Origin of the sequence: Gluconacetobacter sacchari (genome assembly GCF_014174255.1) — a bacterium.
Lineage (GTDB): Bacteria > Pseudomonadota > Alphaproteobacteria > Acetobacterales > Acetobacteraceae > Gluconacetobacter > Gluconacetobacter sacchari.
In genome coordinates, this window is sequence record NZ_JABEQJ010000014.1 from 69,109 (window position 1) to 85,446 (window position 16,338).

The 16,338-nt window shown below is 70.2% G+C and carries 14 protein-coding genes; 13 read left to right on the top strand and 1 reads right to left on the bottom strand.

The window, feature by feature from the left end; all coding sequences use genetic code 11:
- The first annotated feature begins 264 nt into the window (after positions 1–264).
- The 10 genes from HLH48_RS11910 to glpK all read left to right on the top strand — a co-directional run bounded on the left by HLH48_RS11910 (position 265) and on the right by glpK (position 13,512).
- A complete protein-coding gene (locus tag HLH48_RS11910) occupies positions 265–840 on the top strand; it encodes a sigma-70 family RNA polymerase sigma factor (RefSeq protein ID WP_182997729.1) in 576 nt (191 codons plus the stop codon).
- A 161-nt stretch (positions 841–1,001) separates the two neighbouring features.
- A complete protein-coding gene (locus HLH48_RS11915; protein WP_182997730.1) occupies positions 1,002–1,187 on the top strand; it encodes a NepR family anti-sigma factor in 186 nt (61 codons plus the stop codon).
- Between the two features lie 90 nt (positions 1,188–1,277).
- Entirely contained in the window at positions 1,278–2,999 is a 1,722-nt protein-coding gene (locus HLH48_RS11920) for a sensor histidine kinase (protein WP_246387271.1), read from the top strand.
- Positions 3,000–3,087: 88 nt separating this feature from the next.
- A complete protein-coding gene (gene cydD / locus HLH48_RS11925; protein ID WP_182997732.1) occupies positions 3,088–4,848 on the top strand; it encodes a thiol reductant ABC exporter subunit CydD in 1,761 nt (586 codons plus the stop codon).
- A complete protein-coding gene (gene cydC / locus HLH48_RS11930) occupies positions 4,841–6,526 on the top strand; it encodes a thiol reductant ABC exporter subunit CydC (protein ID WP_182997780.1) in 1,686 nt (561 codons plus the stop codon). The genes cydD and cydC overlap by 8 nt, the downstream gene beginning before the upstream one ends.
- Before the next feature lie 163 nt (positions 6,527–6,689).
- On the top strand, positions 6,690–8,534 hold the full coding sequence (gene recQ / locus HLH48_RS11935; protein WP_182997781.1) for a DNA helicase RecQ: 1,845 nt from the start codon (positions 6,690–6,692) through the stop codon (positions 8,532–8,534).
- A 1-nt stretch (position 8,535) separates the two neighbouring features.
- The gene (locus HLH48_RS11940) at positions 8,536–9,327 is read left to right on the top strand and encodes a DeoR/GlpR family DNA-binding transcription regulator (protein ID WP_182997733.1); all 792 of its coding nucleotides are present in this window, start codon (positions 8,536–8,538) and stop codon (positions 9,325–9,327) included.
- A gap of 131 nt (positions 9,328–9,458) precedes the next feature.
- The gene (gene glpD, locus HLH48_RS11945) at positions 9,459–11,036 is read left to right on the top strand and encodes a glycerol-3-phosphate dehydrogenase (RefSeq protein WP_182997734.1); all 1,578 of its coding nucleotides are present in this window, start codon (positions 9,459–9,461) and stop codon (positions 11,034–11,036) included.
- Positions 11,037–11,120: 84 nt separating this feature from the next.
- On the top strand, positions 11,121–11,987 hold the full coding sequence (locus HLH48_RS11950; RefSeq protein WP_182997735.1) for an MIP/aquaporin family protein: 867 nt from the start codon (positions 11,121–11,123) through the stop codon (positions 11,985–11,987).
- Between the two features lie 28 nt (positions 11,988–12,015).
- Positions 12,016–13,512: a glycerol kinase GlpK gene (gene glpK / locus HLH48_RS11955; protein WP_182997736.1), complete on the top strand. Its 1,497-nt coding sequence runs from the start codon at positions 12,016–12,018 to the stop codon at positions 13,510–13,512.
- A 27-nt stretch (positions 13,513–13,539) separates the two neighbouring features.
- Here the strand turns inward: glpK and HLH48_RS11960 are convergent, their stop codons facing one another.
- Positions 13,540–14,052: a copper chaperone PCu(A)C gene (locus HLH48_RS11960; protein WP_182997737.1), complete on the bottom strand. Its 513-nt coding sequence runs from the start codon at positions 14,050–14,052 to the stop codon at positions 13,540–13,542.
- A gap of 146 nt (positions 14,053–14,198) precedes the next feature.
- Between HLH48_RS11960 and nrdR the strand changes: the two genes are divergently transcribed.
- Genes nrdR through thiL form a run of 3 tightly spaced genes read left to right on the top strand, consistent with a single transcriptional unit; the run spans position 14,199 to position 16,310 of the window.
- A complete protein-coding gene (nrdR, locus tag HLH48_RS11965; RefSeq protein WP_246387272.1) occupies positions 14,199–14,738 on the top strand; it encodes a transcriptional regulator NrdR in 540 nt (179 codons plus the stop codon).
- Positions 14,739–14,779: 41 nt separating this feature from the next.
- Entirely contained in the window at positions 14,780–15,343 is a 564-nt protein-coding gene (nusB, locus tag HLH48_RS11970) for a transcription antitermination factor NusB (RefSeq protein ID WP_182997738.1), read from the top strand.
- 4 nt (positions 15,344–15,347) lie between these two features.
- Complete coding sequence (thiL, locus tag HLH48_RS11975; protein WP_182997739.1) at positions 15,348–16,310, top strand: thiamine-phosphate kinase; 963 nt, start codon at positions 15,348–15,350, stop codon at positions 16,308–16,310.
- The last annotated feature ends 28 nt before the right edge of the window (positions 16,311–16,338 follow it).

Below are 16,338 nucleotides of genomic sequence, written 5' to 3' on the forward strand. Positions count from 1 at the left end.
ATAAAATTGTCCGCAAGAGGAACTAGGAATTCGGCGCGCCCTTCGCCAGCTACCGTGTCGTGGCCGTGACATAATCCGCATGTCGCCGGCCCGGACGGTGCGCCGCGAGGGGATCGGGTTTCACAATTATGGCCGTAAATCACTATTATGGCGGGTTTTTAACGGGGGTTTGAGAGTTTCTAAACGCATCTCACGCCTTCGTCATGATTAAAACACAACTCAGTCATTACACTGGTGCCAGTTCGGCAAGCGAGGAACAGAACGATGGCGAATAATTTCCACGACCAGGTGATAGCGATCCTCCCGCGTCTCCGCGTCCAGGCCCTTGCCCTGACCAGAAATCGAACGATGGCGGAAGACCTGGTGCAGGACGCCGTGTGCAATGCGCTTGCCGCCCAGGACAGCTTCATACCGGGCACGAATTTTTCGGCGTGGATGCATCGCATCCTGCGCAACCGCTTCATTTCCGACCTGCGCAAGCGGCGGGAGACGACGGATATCGAGGATATCCCCGCGTCGGTGCTGGCGACCACGGCGTCGCACGAGGACCGGCTGGCCCTCAAGGACCTGGCGATGGCGCTGGACCGTCTCCCCCAGGACCAGCGCGAGGCCCTGATCATGGTGGTCCTGCACGGCATGAGCTACGAGCATCTGGCCGAGGCGACCGGATGCGCCGTCGGCACGGCCAAGAGCCGGGTCTTCCGCGCCCGTCGCCAGTTGGAAAACTGGATGACCGGCGAGGATCCCGACGCGCCGCAGGTCAAGGCGCGGATCGCCCGCGTGCGCGGCCTTCTGGCGGAGCGGACGGCACCGCTCGGATCCGCCGCCGCGCACCCCTGAGCCATTACCCGGCAAGCCCTTCGCTTTCCCGAGCGGCATTTCCCGAGTCGAACGGCTGGACGGTAGGACACGCGCTGCTCTACTGTTCGCCACCATCGACAGGACCGGGACGCGGCGCTCAGAGGGTTTGCGGGAGGATTAGTGGATCTCAGGGATCATCGATGACGTCCCGCAAGGATTCCCGTCCGGCGCGGCCGTCGAAAGCCAGCAAGGCCACCCGGCGAGACGATCCGTTCGAGCTATGGCTCAAGCGCGGGCTGCATCAGCTTTTCGATGAGGTCGCTTCCGAGCCCCTGCCCGAGGAATTGCTGCGTCTGATCGAGAAAGACCGCGAGACCAAGGGCTAGATGGGCAAGGGGGGCGGCCGGATCCGGCCGAGACGGAAGGGGCCTTGGGGCGGATGGCTTCTCCGGCTGTTCGGGGCGGTCAGCGTGCGGATGATCGCGATCATCCTCTGCGCCGCCGGCCCGATGGCCGTGATCGCCGGCCTCCAGGCATGGAACAGCTACCGCCATACGCTGGAAGCACCGGCATTCCGGGCGGACATGGCGATCGGGCGGATCGACCTCGAAGTCCGCCACGACATCGATCATATCGCCGCCCTCCTGGCCTCGATCAGCCACATGTCGCTGGACGAGCAGGGGTTCATGCGGACCTTGCAGATGGCCCGGTCGCTGACTGGCGAGTTCTATCGCCTGGCATTGCTGGACGATCGGGGGAGGGTGCTGCTGTCGGTCAATGGCGACAACACGCTGTCATTGCCCGACCACGTGCCCTATGAGGAACTGCCGCGTTTCAACGGCGACGTGCGCGTGGTGCCGCTCGATATCCGCGGCGGCGATCCGGCCGGGCGCTCCTATATCCGCATCAGCCTGTCGACCTCGATCGCCGATTCAGCCGATTCAACGGGTGCGGTCCGATCGGGCTTCCTGACGGCCATCATGCCCGTCGTCTGGAGCCGGCGCCATCTCCAGATCGGCGACCCCCGCCTCGATTTCATGCAGAAGAGCGGCACGATCGATGCGTGGATCATCCGGCGCGACCACAAGATCGCGCCCCTGTGCGATGACTGCGCCTATCCGGAGTCGCCTCCTCCCGACGTCGTGCGCTGGATGGCGGCCATGACGTCGGTGCAGCGCGAAAGCCGGCAGTTGCTCAGCGTCGGCGACGCGGCCTTCGCCTTCGGCCCGATCGAGGGCGGCGTGTCGGCCTTGACGATGACCCGCCGCAATCCCGCCGAAACCCATGCGCTGGTCGTGTTCGTGATCTGGCTGTTCGTCATCATCGGCCTGCTGGGCTGCGGCCTGATCGGCGTGACCCAGAGCGCCAATGCATTGCTGGTCGCGCCCTTGCGCCGGCTGACCGGCTCGGTCGAACGCTGGCAGGCGGCAGGCGGCGTGTTCGACGGGCGGGCCAGTTGGGTGATGCCGGTCGAGATCCGCCAACTGGCGCGGGCCTTCACCCAGGCCACCCGCAGCCTCGCCCGCGACGAGCGGCGCCTGGCCCGCGCGGCGGTCCGGCAGGAACTGCTGCTGAAGGAGATGCACCATCGCGTCAAGAACAACTTGCAGATCGTCGCCTCGCTGCTGAACCTCCAGGCAAACCGCATCCGCCAGCCCGAGGCGCGCGAGGAATTCGCGCAGGCCCGCGACCGGGTGCGGGCGCTGGCGACCCTGCATCGCTACCTGTATGCCGAAGGCGAATTGTTCAGCATGAACATGGAGCATTTCGTCAGCGAGCTGTGCGGCCAGATCTTGCAGGCGGCAGGGCACGCGGGTAGCGGCCGGCTGGGCCTGTCGGTGCATGCCGCGACGCTGGAACTGGGGCCCGACCAGGCGGTGCCGCTGGCCCTCATCATCACCGAAATCGTCAGCAACGCCATCAAGCACGCCTTCAGCGACGGGCGGCGCGGCACCATTTCGGTCAGGCTGGACTACGCCGGCCCCGGCCAGGCGCGGCTGGATATCGCCGATGACGGGATCGGGCTCGCCAACGGCCACCAGGCGACCAGCGGGGAGCGAAGCGGCATCGGCATGCAACTGATCCGCGGCTTCGCGCGCCAGCTCGGCGGCAACCTGAAGATCGTCGAGGAAGACGGGACGCGCTATATCCTCCTGTTCCCGCTGAAGAAAGATCAGCCGGGGGAGGGCGTGCGCTGAATCCGCATGGCGGCTGGCCGGCAGGCGCGGTGATTGGCGGTCGGGAATGGCTGTCCCTGGCCGAAAGCTTCGATTATAGGTCGCGATCATGAGCGGTGACAAAATGGTGATGCGTGCCTGGACACGGGCGCAATCGCGCCTGGGGCGGCGGCCGGCGATGCCTGTCGTGGCCTGCGGCATGCTGGCCGGGCTGGTCGCCGTCGGCCAGGCCTGGTGCGTGGCGTCGATCCTGGCGCGCGGACTGGCCGGGCCGGCCTCGGCGCGCTGGCCGGGCGCCGGGCTGCTGCTGGCGGCCCTGGCCGGCCTGGCGGCGGTGCGCGCGCTGCTCATGGCGGGCGGCGACATGGCGGCGGCCCGGGCCGGGCAACAGGCCCGGCGGCGGCTGCGCGACGAGGTGCTGGCCGCCATCCTGCGGGGCGGCCCCGCCCTGCTGCGGCGTCGGCACAGCGCGGAACTGACCGCCCTGGCGGTGGACCGGATCGAGGCGCTGGACGGGTTCTTCGCCCGCTGGATCCCGGCATCGGTGCTGTGGATCGCGGTGCCGGCCCTCATCGCGGCGCTGGCGGCCGTGGCCCAGCCCGGTGCGGCGGCGATCATGATCCTCTGCGGGCTGGCCGTTCCCGTGGGGCAGGCGGTCTTCGGCATCGGGGCCGCCGTCGCGTCGCGCAACCAGTTCCTGGCCATGACCCGCCTGCAAGCCCGTTTTCTCGACCGGGTGCGCGGCATCGCCACCATCGTCCTGCTCAACCGCGCCGATGACGAGGCCGGGCGGCTGGCCGCGGCGGCCGACGAACTGCGCCGCCGGACCATGAAGATCCTGCGGGTGGCGTTCCTGTCCTCGGCATCGATCGACTGCGCGATGGTGGTGGCGCTGGTGCTGATCGTGGTGCGCGATGGCGGGGTCGTGCAACTGCTCCGGCATGGCGGCAGCCCGGCCGCGCTGGCCGATGCGGCGGCGCGCAGCCTGTTCGTGCTGCTTCTGGTGCCGGAATTCTTCGCGCCCCTGCGCGCGCTGGCCCTGGCCTACCAGGATCGCGCGCACGCGGCCGGCGCGGCCTCGGCGATGGGCGACCTGCCGGATGCGCCGGCCCAGGCCGCGCCGGCGCGCGATGCGCTGCCCGCCTTGGCGGCGGGCGGGGTGGCGGTGGCGTTCGCGCATGTCACCTTCGCGTGGGACGCCGCGCGCGGTCCGGTGCTGGACGATCTCAGCTTCGCGGTCGGCGCGGGCGAGATCCTGACGCTGGTCGGCCCGTCGGGCGCGGGCAAGTCGACGATCATCGAAATGCTGCTGGGCTTCATCGTGCCGGACAGCGGCCAGGTACTGGTCGGCGGCGCGGACCTGGCCGCCATGGCGCCCGCGACCCAGTCGGCCCTGGTCTCCTGGATCGGGCAGAAGCCGGTGCTGTTCGCCGGCACGCTGCGCGAGAACATCCTCTTCGCCCGCCCCGATGCCGATGAGCATGCGTTGCGCGCAGCACTCGACGCCGCCTCGGTCGATCGCTTCCTCGCCGACCTGCCCCAGGGCCTGGACACGCCGATCGGCGAGGGCGGGTTCGGCCTGTCGGGCGGTCAGGCGCAGCGCGTGGCGATCGCCCGTGCCTACCTGAAGGACGCGAAGCTGCTGCTGCTGGACGAGCCGACAGCCCATCTCGACCCGGAGACGGAGGGCGAGATCCTGGCCAGCCTGCGCGTCCTGGCGCGGGGCCGGACGGTCATCCTGTCCAGCCACGCGGCAGGCGCGCGCGCGTTCGCCGGCCCGTGCCTCGACCTGGGCCTCGACCTGGGGCAGCCCGGCGCCCTGGCGCCCCGGCCGGTCCCCGTCGAGGAGGGGCGTCATGTCCATGTCTGATCGCGCCCCTGCCGAACACGCCCCGTCCACCGGCCTGGACCCGATCCTGCGCGTGCTGGCGCTGTGGCGGGGCCGCGCGCCGCGCCTGGCGGCCGGTGCGTTCCTCTCCCTGCTGGCGCTGCTCGCCGCGCTGGTGCTGATGCGCGGCGCGGGCGCGCGCGTGGCCGCGCTGGCGTTCGGCGGCGCGGTGGCCGGGATGGGGCTGCTGCGCGTCTCGGGCGTGGCGCGCGTGGTGCTGCGCTATGTCGAGCGCCTGGTCACGCATGACGCGATGTTCCGCGCGCTGGCCGACCTGCGGGTCTGGTTCTTCCGCCGCCTTGCCGGCGGCGCGGCCGCCGGCCTGGGCTTCCGCCGCGCGGGCGACCTGCTGTCGCGGCTGGTATCGGATGTCGAGGCGCTGGACGGGCTGTATCTGCGGATCATGGTGCCGCTCGCCGGGGCCTGCCTGGTCCTGCCGTTCCTGGTGGTCGCGATCCTGCCGGTCGATCCGCTGCTGGCGGCGATCGTCGGCGGCCTGTTCGCGGCCGGCGCCTTCCTGCTGCCGCTGGCGGCGGCGCTGATGGGGCGGCGCGAGGCCGCGATCCTGACGCATCGCCTGGCCGACCTGCGGATCGGCGTGCTGGACCTGGTGACCGGACTGCGTGAAATCCGGGCCTTCGGCGCCGAGGGCCGCATGATGTCGCACGCGCGGGCCCGCGACGCCGCGCTGCTGCGGGGGCAGGCGCGGCAGGCGCGGCTGCTGGCCCTGATGGGTGGCGCGTCCTATCTGTGCGGCCAGGCGGCGATGCTGGCCGTGCTGGCCGCGATCCTGGGTGTCGGGCTGGGGCCGATTCCGGCGGCGCGCGGCATCGGGCTGCTGTTTCTCGTCCTCGCTGGGTTCGAGAGCGCGGGCGGCCTGACGCGCGCCGGCGCGCTGGCCGGCGGGATCAGCCGCGCGGCGGCCCGGGTGGTCGCGGTCGGCGAAACCGATGGCCCGCCGGTCATCGCCGGCACGCAGCCGGCCCCGCCCGGCACCGACATCCGCTTCGAACAGGTGTCGTTCCGCTGGCAGGCCGATCGCGCCCCGGTATTCGACGGGCTGAACCTGGACATCCGACAAGGCACCCGCGTCGCGATCCTGGGGCCGTCGGGGATCGGCAAATCCACCCTGGCCGCGCTGCTGCTGAAGGTCGCGGCCCCCGGCGCGGGGCGGATCACGCTGGGCGGGCAGGACCTGGCGACGCTGGACAGCGTGTCGGTGCGCCGGCGCATGGCATGGCTGTCGCAGGCGACGCACCTGTTCGCCGACACCATCCGCGCCAACCTGCTGCTGGGCCGGCCCGAGGCGAGCGAGGCCGATCTGTGGACGGCGCTGGACCGCGCGCAGATGGGCGACACGGTCCGCGCGCTGCCCGACGGGCTCGATGCGTGGCTGGGCGAGGGCGGGGCATCGCTGTCGGGCGGCCAGGGCCGGCGGATCGCGCTGGCGCGCACGCTGCTGTCCGACGCGCCGATCCTGATCCTGGACGAGCCGGCGACCGGCCTGGACGGCGAGACCGAGCGCGCGTTCCTGACGACGCTGTACGACGTGACGGCGGGCCGCACGGTGATCCTGATCGCGCATCGCCTGGTCGGCGTGGAAAAACTGGACCGCGTCTGGCGGCTGGCGGACGGGCGGGCGGTCGCCGCCGCCGTGTGACGTCGGCCCCGCCATCTTTCCGGGCTGAAACGCAGGTTGACGCAAAGGCGGGCAGGGGGCACCAAGGTCTCCGGTCCAGTGAGTCGCGTGCAGGCGCAGGGCAGGGGCAAGGCAGGGGGCAAGATCGAGATTGCAGCACTCTGACGCCCCGTTTGCCGAGCACATGACGCTGGCCGAACACACGGACACGCCCCGGGCGATCCTGTCCCGCGTCTTCGGCTTCCCCGATTTCCGCGGCTTGCAGGAGCAGGCGGTCGAGGCGGTGATGGCCGGGCGCGACTGCCTGGTGCTGATGCCGACCGGCGGCGGCAAGAGCATCTGCTACCAGGTGCCGGCGCTGGCGCGTCCCGGCACCGGGCTGGTGATCTCGCCGCTGATCGCCCTGATGGACGACCAGGTGGCCGCCCTGCGGCAGGTCGGGGTCAATGCGGGGGCGCTGCATTCGGAACTGGAGCCCGACGACGCGGCGCGGGTGCGGGCCGACCTGGCCGCCGGCCGGCTGGACATCCTGTATGTCTCGCCCGAGCGCCTGCTGTCGCCCGGCACGCTCGACCGGCTGTCGCGGCTCGCGATCTCGGTGATCGCGATCGACGAGGCCCATTGCATCTCGGCCTGGGGCCACGAATTCCGGCCGGAATACCGGGCGCTGGCCAGCCTACCCGAGCATTTTCCCGGCGTGCCGCGCATCGCGCTGACCGCCACGGCCGACCCGCGCACCCAGGCCGACATCCTGGGCGCGCTGGCGATGCCCGATGCCCAGGTCCTGCGCGCCAGTTTCCACCGGCCCAACCTGGACATCGCCGTGCGGGCGAAGACGTCGGAACTGCGCCAGGTGCTGGAGGTTCTGGGCCGGCACGCGGGCGAGGCCGCGATCGTCTATTGCGGCAGCCGCAGCAAAACCGAACGCGTGGCAAAGTCGCTGGCCGACCGCGACTGGCCGGCGCTGCCGTTCCATGCCGGCCTGTCGCCGATCGAAAAGCGCGCCGCCCTGGCCCGCTTCCGCTCCGGCGAGCCGGTGGTGATCGTGGCGACGGTCGCCTTCGGCATGGGGATCGACCGCCCCGACGTGCGGACGGTGGTGCATCTGGACATGCCCTCGTCGCCCGAGGCCTATTACCAGCAGATCGGCCGCGCCGGTCGCGACGGCGAGACGTCCGAGACGGTGCTGCTCTATGGCGGCGACGATATCGCGCGGGCCCGCCACTGGCTGGAGCAATCCGCGGCGCCCGACGCCCAGAAACGGATCATGAGCGCCCGGCTGGAGGCGATGATCACCCTGACCGAGACCACCGGCTGCCGCACCCAGGCGCTGCTGGGCTGTTTCGGCGAGACGCTGGCCACGCCCTGCGGGCATTGCGACAATTGCCGCAACCCGGTCGCCTCGTTCGACGGCACGGTCGAGGCGCAGAAGGTCCTGTCGACGATCTATCGCATCGGCCAGAAATTCGGCGCGGTGCATGTGACGGCGGTGCTGCGCGGCAAGGTGAACGAGATGGCATCGCGCTACAGCCACGACCGGCTGAGCGTGTTCGGCATCGGCCAGGACCGGCCCGAGCCGTTCTGGCGCGGGGTGATCCGCCAGTTGATCGCGCGCGGCGCCATCCGCGTGACCGGCGACTACAACGCCCTGGCATTGAACGAGGCGGTGGCCCGCCCGATCCTGCGCGGCGAGGAAAAGGTGCTGCTGCGCGACGATCCGGTCGAGGACCTGAAGACGACGCGCGCGGTGCGGTCGGGGGGCGCCGGCCGGCCGGCGGCGGCACGGCCGGCGGTCGCCCTGCCGCCCGAGGCCGAGGGCCCGTTCGCCGCCCTGCGCGCCTGGCGGCTGGGCGAGGCGCGCGAGCAGGAAATTCCGCCCTATGTGATCTTCCACGACGCCGTGCTGCACGACATCGCGATCGAACGCCCGGCGACGCTCGATGCGCTGGGGCGGATCAAGGGCGTGGGCGCCTCCAAGCTGGATCGCTACGGCCAGGCCGTCCTGCAGGTACTGGCCGAGGCGGGCTGACATGGCCGGCATTCCCTCCGAGGACCGCTATCGCGAGATCCTGTCGCTGGTGCGGGCGCGCGGCTACGTGGCCAACGAGGAACTGGCGCAGCGCCTGCGCGTGGCGGTGCAGACGATCCGCCGCGACGTGAACCACCTGGCCGGGATCGGCCAGTTGACCCGCCATCACGGCGGGGCCGGGCTGGTCTCGTCGATCGAGAACATCGCCTATGCCGAACGGCAGGTACTCAACCGGCGCGAGAAGGAGGCGATCGGCCAGATCGCGGCGCGCGAGATCCCGGACCAGTCGTCGCTGTTCATCAATATCGGTACCACGACCGAGGCCTTCGCGCGGGCGCTGCTGCATCACCAGGGCCTGCGGGTCATCACCAACAACCTGCATGTGGCCTCGACCCTGGCGCCGCGCTCCAGCTTCCGGGTGGTGGTGGCCGGCGGCACGGTGCGCTCGCACGACGGCGGCATCACCGGCCCGACCGCGACCGCGATGATCGACCAGTATCGCGCCGATTTCGGGGTGATCGGCATCAGCGGCATCGAGGAAGACGGCACGCTGCTGGATTTCGACCTCGACGAGATCGAACTGGCGCGGACGATCATGCGCAACGCGCGCACCGTGTTCCTGCTGGCCGACCACACCAAGTTCGGGCGGCGGCCGATGGGGCGGGTAGGGCACCTGTCCGACGTCCAGGCCCTGTTCACCGATCGCCCGCCGCCGCCATCGGTGCGCGCGGTGCTGGCGCAGCACCAGGTCGCCCTCCACGTGTCCGGGCAGACGCCCAAGGAAATGTTCTAAAACGAACATCTTTTCCACGATCGGCACGAAATCTTCGGATCATTGGCTTCGAAAGCGCGCTTCCTCGCTTCGTTTTGCGTTGATTTTTCCTTTTGTGTTCGTTTACGAACATCGCCGGGAGGAAGTGAGCCATGTTGTCCGATCCATCGCGCGGGACGAATCCCGCACAGCAATCCCCCGCGCCGCAACTTTATGACCTGCTGATCGTCGGCGGCGGCGTCAACGGTGCCGGCATCGCGCGCGACGCCGCCGGGCGGGGGGCGTCGGTGCTGCTGGTGGAACAGCACGACCTGGCGTCCCATACCTCGTCCGCCAGTACCAAGCTGATCCATGGCGGGTTGCGCTATCTGGAATATTACGAATTCCGCCTGGTGCGCGAGGCGCTGATCGAGCGCGAGCGGCTGCTGGCGATCGCGCCGCACATCATCTGGCCGCTGTCGTTCGTGCTGCCGCATTCCAGGCTGGTGCGACCGGCCTGGATGCTGCGGATGGGCCTGTTCCTGTACGACCATCTGGGCGGGCGGATGACGCTGCCGCGCTCGCGCGGCGTGCGGCTGGACCGCGACCCGGTCGGCAAGCCGCTGCGGCCGGCGTATCGGCGGGCCTTCATCTATTCCGACGCGCGGGTGCTGGACAGCCGGCTGGTGGTGCTGAACGCGATGGACGCACGGGCGCGCGGCGCCGATATCCGTACCCGGACCAGGCTGGTCGGCGCCCGCCGGGTCGGCGGCGTCTGGGAGGCGACGATCGAGGACGCGTCCGGCCGGCAGACCGTGCGGGTGCGCGGTCTGGTCAACGCCGCCGGCCCGTGGGTCGAGCGCGTACTGCGCGACACGCTGGCGATCGGGACCACCAAGCAGGTCAGGCTGGTCAAGGGCAGCCACATCGTGGTGCCGCGCCGCTTCGAAGGCGAACAGGCCTATATTTTCCAGAACCCCGACCGCCGGATCGTGTTCGCGATCCCGTACGAGCGCGATTTCACCCTCATCGGCACCACCGACATCCCATGGACGGCCGATCCGGGCGACGTCCGGATCACCGAGGACGAAGTCCGCTATCTGTGCGACAGCGTGAATCGCTATTTCACCAAACCCGTCACGCCCGGCGACGTTGTGTGGTCCTATGCCGGGGTCAGGCCGCTCTATGACGATGCGGCGCAGAATGCCTCGGCGGTAACGCGCGACTACGTGCTGGATGTCGATTCCCCGCCGGAAGGGGGCGTGCTGCTGTCGATCTTCGGCGGCAAGATCACCACCTATCGCCGTCTCGCCGAGCACGCGCTGGAAAAGCTGGCACCCTTCCTGCCGGTTGTGGGCGGGCGGGGCTGGACCGCCGGCCAACCGCTGCCGGGCGGCGACCTGGGGCCGGGCGGGTTCGATTCGGCGGTGGCGCGCCTGCGGGTCCACGCGCCCTTCCTGCCGCTCGACGACGCGCGGCGCCTGGTTCGCCACTACGGCACGCTGGCGTGGGACATACTGGGTACGGCGCAGAGCCGGGCCGATCTGGGCGAGGATTTCGGCGGCGGCCTGACGGCGCGCGAGGTCGAGTACCTGATCGCGCGGGAATGGGCGGTGACCGCCGAGGATATTCTATGGCGCCGCTCGCGCCAGGGGCTGCATGTCGACGAGGACGGCCAGGCGCGGCTGGAGCATTATCTCGCGGCGCGGCGCCAGGGCGCGCCCGGCAATCGGCCCGCCATGGCCGACTGAGGGACGGGACCGCGCCCCAGGACCAGCAGCCCGAACAGACGCCCCGAAAAGAAACCCGAAAAAACAAAGAGAAGAAGCGGGACCATGGACAGGACCAGGCAATTCGTCGGAGAGCTGATCTCCGAGTTCATCGCGGTCTTCATCATCATCCTGATCGGTGATTCCGTCGCCGCGATGTATTCGCTGTACGATCCCAGCCCCTATCGCAACGCCTATTGGGGCGTGTGCATCGTCTGGGGCCTGGGCGTCACCATCGCCATCTATGTCACGGGCGCGGTGTCGGGCACCCATGCCAATCCGGCCGTCACGCTGGCGCTTGCGCTGTATCGCGGCTTTCCGTGGCGCAAGGTGCTGCCCTATGCCGCCGTCCAGGTTCTGGGCGGCATGGCCGGGGCGGCCATCGTCTATGTCCTCTACGCGCCGGTGATCGACCATTTCAACCTGGTGCATCATCTGGATCGCATGACCGACGGCGGCGCGGCGGGGGTGTTCTTTACCCATCCCGGCGATTTCGTGACGCCGCTCCACGCCCTGGTGGACGAAACCATCCTGACGGCGATGCTGCTGTTCGGGATCTTCGCCGTGACGTGCGAATATAACACCCAGGCGCCGCAGGCCAATTCCGGCGCGCTGATCATCGGCCTGCTGGTGGCCGCGATCGGCGGCTGCGCGGGCTATCTGGAAGCCTGGGCCATCAATCCGGCGCGCGATTTCGGGCCGCGCCTGTTCTGCTACCTCGCCGGCTGGGGGCCGTCCGCCCTGCCGGCCCCCGGCCATTACTGGTGGGTGCCCATCGTGGGCCCGCTGGCCGGCGGCGTGATCGGTGCCGGGGCCTATCAGTACCTGGTGCGCCCCTACATGCCGCGCCTGCGCGACCGGGTGGCGCCCCAGGTCGGCGGCCCCCTGGCCGACCCCCAGACGGTCGAGGTCCGCGCGACCGGCCAGTCATGAGAACGAGCGAAGATTGGGAGGAACGAGCATGAGCAACAAGAACACGATCCTGGCGATCGACCAGGGCACCACCTCGACCCGCAGCATCATCTTCGACCGCGACGCCCAGCCGCTGGCGACGGCGCGTGCCGAATTCGCGCAGCATTATCCCGACCATGGCTGGGTCGAGCATGATGCCGAGGAAATCTGGCGCGACGTGGTCTCGACCGCGCGCGACGTACTGGAACAGAGCGGCGGCGCGGACGGCGTGGCCGCGATCGGCATCACCAACCAGCGCGAGACGATCGTGGTCTGGGACCGCGCGACCGGCAAGCCGGTCCACCGCGCCATCGTCTGGCAGGACCGCCGCACCGCCCCCCTCTGCGCGCGCATGCGCCAGGACGGGTACGAGGACCTGGTGCGCGCGCGGACCGGTCTGCTGCTGGACCCGTATTTCTCCGCCAGCAAGCTGGCCTGGATCCTCGACAACGTCGCCGGGGCCAGGCGCGATGCCGAGGCCGGGCGGCTGGCCTTCGGCACCATCGACAGTTTCCTGCTGTGGCGCCTGACGGGCGGGCAGGTGCATGCCACCGACGTCACCAATGCATCGCGCACGCTGCTGTTCGACATCCACCGCCAATGCTGGGACGACGACCTGCTGCGCCTGTTCGATATCCCGCGCAGCCTGCTGCCCGAGGTGCGTGGCAACAGCGAGATCTATGGCGAGACCGACCCGGCGCTGCTCGGCCGCGCGATCCCGGTGGCGGGCATGGCGGGCGACCAGCAGGCGGCGCTGGTCGGGCAGGCCTGCTTCACCCCCGGCATGGCCAAGGCGACCTACGGCACCGGCTGTTTCGTGCTGCTCAATACCGGCGAGTCCCCGGTGGCCTCGGCCAACCGGATGCTGACCACGATCGGCTACCGGATCGGCGGCCGCACGACCTACGCGCTCGAAGGCGCGATCTTCGTCGCCGGCGCCGCCATCAAGTGGCTGCGCGACGGGCTGCACCTCATCACCCACGCCTCGCAGACCGACGACATGGCGACGCGCATTCCGCACAGCCATGGCGTGTATATGGTGCCCGGCTTCGTCGGGCTGGGCGCCCCGCATTGGGACCCGGAGGCCCGCGGCCTGATCTGCGGCCTGACGCTGGATGCCACCGCGGCGCATATCGCCCGCGCGGCGCTGGAATCCGTTGCCTACCAGACCTACGACCTGATGGAGGCGATGGCGCAGGACGGCGGCGGCCAGGTGAAGACGCTGCGCGTCGATGGCGGCATGGCGGCCAATGACTGGTTCTGCCAGTTCCTGGCCGACATCCTGCAAGCCGGCGTCGAGCGGCCGACCCATCTGGAGACGACGGCCACCGGCGCCGCGTTCCTGGCCGGTCTGGCCTGCGGCGTATGGACCGACCTGGACGACGTGGCATCGCGCTGGTCGCGCGGCCACGTGTTCGAGGCCGGCATGGAAGACGCCCAGCGCCAGACCATGCTGGCGGGCTGGCGCGACGCGGTGCGCCGCACCCTCACGCCCAAGGCGGCGTGATCGCGTCCGATATTCCATTTTTATATTCTAGGGCGTCGCATCCGGCGGGGTGGCGTCCTGGGTATCGGCGGCGGCGCGGACCAGGAAGGGGACGTTGCGGGTGGCGCCCCCCAGGAAGTGGAACGTGATGGTGACCTGCTGGCCCGGCCGCACGCCGTCGCCATAATCGGCGCAGATCAGGTGATAGCCGCCCGGCGGGAAAACCAGGGTGGTCTGGGCCGGCAGGGCAAGATGCGAGAACAGGGCCGCCGTCTCGCCCGTGCTTTCCTGTTCGGTATGGTGGGCGAACAGCCGCGGGCAGGCGGGTGACGAGACCCCGGCCAGCAGATGCACCGACTCGCCCCGGTTCTCGATCGTGAAATAGCCGGCGGCGATCCGGCGTTCGGGGCGCAGGATCTGGAGCGAGGCATCGCGGATCTCGATATCCTGCCCGGCGGTGGTCTGGTTGTCGTCGGGCGCCAGCGGCGCGGCCCGCGCGGCCGACAGGGCCGCCTGGCTGGCGAGGATCAGCATTCCGATCAGCAGCGCGTGTCGCGTCATGGGCTCCTCGCCTTCTCGATTGCGGAAAGAGTATCACGGCGCCGGGAGGGCACAAGGCGGAGCCGACTTGCCCGCATGGGCTTGCGTCCGGTTGATTTCATGCGCATTTCCCACCGAGGAACACGCCGGTCAGGACAGAAGCCCGCATGAGATGCCCTTTTTGTGGTCATGACGATACCCAGGTCAAGGATAGTCGTCCGCATGAAGACGGGGCGGCGATCCGTCGCCGGCGGATCTGCGCGTCATGCGGCCAGCGCTTCACCACCATCGAGCGGGTGCAGCTTCGCGACCTGTACGTGCTCAAGGCCGACGGCCGCCGCGTGCCGTTCGAACGCGACAAGCTGGCGCGCTCGGTGCGCGTCGCCCTGCGCAAGCGCCCGGTGGATGACGAGCGGATCGAGCGAATCGTCAACGGCCTGGTCCGCAAGCTGGAAGCGTCGGGCGAGACCGACATTCCATCGGGCGATATCGGCAAGCTGGTGATGGACACGCTGCGCGAGGTCGATATCGTAGCTTATATCCGTTTCGCCAGCGTGCATTGGGATTTTCGTGAAACCAAGGATTTCGCGGCGATCCTGGAATCGATCCCCGGACCGGCCGAGGCCCGGGCCGCCGCCGCCGGGGCACGGCACGACGGCGCCCCCCGGGATGACGCCTATGGACCTGGCGACGTAAAGAGGCGATGAAGCCGCCTCTCGCGGAGAGCAGGCAGCAGGGAGACAGGCGCATGACCGCATCGCAGGACGAAGACAGGACCCATGTGCGAACCCGCTCGCGAACCGCGTCTCGCGTCGCGGTGGTGCAGGCGCTGTTCCAGATCGAGCAGGGCGAGGACACGCCGGAGGCCGTGATCGGGCAGTTCCTGCGGCATCGGCTGCTGGCGACGCCGGACGCCGATCAGGATGCCGCGTACGAGGACGGGCGCGTGCCCGAGGCCGATATCCGCCTGTTCGAGCAGGTGGCGCGGTCGGCGGTGGCGGGGCGCGAGCGGATCGACGCCCTGATCGTCGACGTGCTGCCGCCGTCCTGGCCGGTCGGGCGCCTCGATCCGGTGCTGCGCGCGCTGCTGCGCGCCGCGGGCGGCGAACTGACGGTGGTCGACGGGGTGCCGACGCGCGTGGTCATCAACGAATATCTCGACATCGCCCACGGCTTCTTTTCGGGTGACGAGCCGAAGATGGTCAACGGCGTGCTGGACGCGCTGGCCCGCCGGCTGCGCGCGCCCGACCCCGCGCCCCATCCCGCGCCGGGCACCGCGGCCGAGGAGCCTCATGGGGCCGAAGGCGCCTGATCCGATGGGCGGGTCCGCCCCCCTGCCGTCGGAATTCCGCTTCATCCGCCGGCATTTCAGCGCCCTGGCGGGCGAGGGCGCGCTGGGCCTGACCGACGACGCGGCGCTGGTGCGGCCGCCGAAGGGCCGCGAACTGGTGATCGCGGTCGATACGATGGTCGAATCGGTGCATTTCCTGCCGGACGATCCACCCGACACGGTGGGGCGCAAGCTGCTGCGCTGCAACCTGTCCGACCTGGCGGCGATGGATGCCACCCCCCTGGGCTACCTGCTGTCGGTCACCCGCCCCCACGCGCGGGGCGAGGACTGGTTCGCCGCCTTCGCGGCCGGGCTGCGCGACGATCAGGCCCATTATGGCCTGGCCCTGCTGGGGGGCGATACCACCGCCACGCCGGGGCCGCTGGTGCTGTCCCTGACCATCCTCGGCCATGTCCGCCCCGGCGGCGCTCTGCGGCGCGGCGGCGCGCGCGACGGCGACGACATCTGGGTCACCGGGACGATCGGCGACGGCGCGCTGGGGCTGCGCGTGCTGCGCGGCGAACTGGCCGATGCCTCGGGCGTCCTGGCCCGGCGCTACCGCCTGCCCGAGCCCAGGCTGGGGCTGGGGCTGGGCGGCATCGCCTCGGCGGCGATGGATGTGTCGGACGGGCTGGTGCAGGATCTGGGCCACCTGGCGCGCGAAAGCGGCCTGGGCGCGTGGCTCGACGCCGCGAGCGTGCCCCTGTCCGACGCCGCCCGCCGGGCGGGGCCGGGCTGGCTGCCCACCTGCCTCACCGGCGGCGACGATTACGAATTGCTGCTGGCCGTCCCGCCGGACCACGAGGCTGCCCTGCGCCGGGCCGCCGCCCGGGGGGGCGTGCCGGTCACCCGCATCGGCCGGTTCGACCGCGCGCTGAAGGGAGTCGAGGTCCGCGACGGCGCAGGCGGCACGCTGGCGCTTGACCGCCCCGGCTGGAGCCACCTGTAAAATTCATTGTTGGGTGCGTAACCCGCGA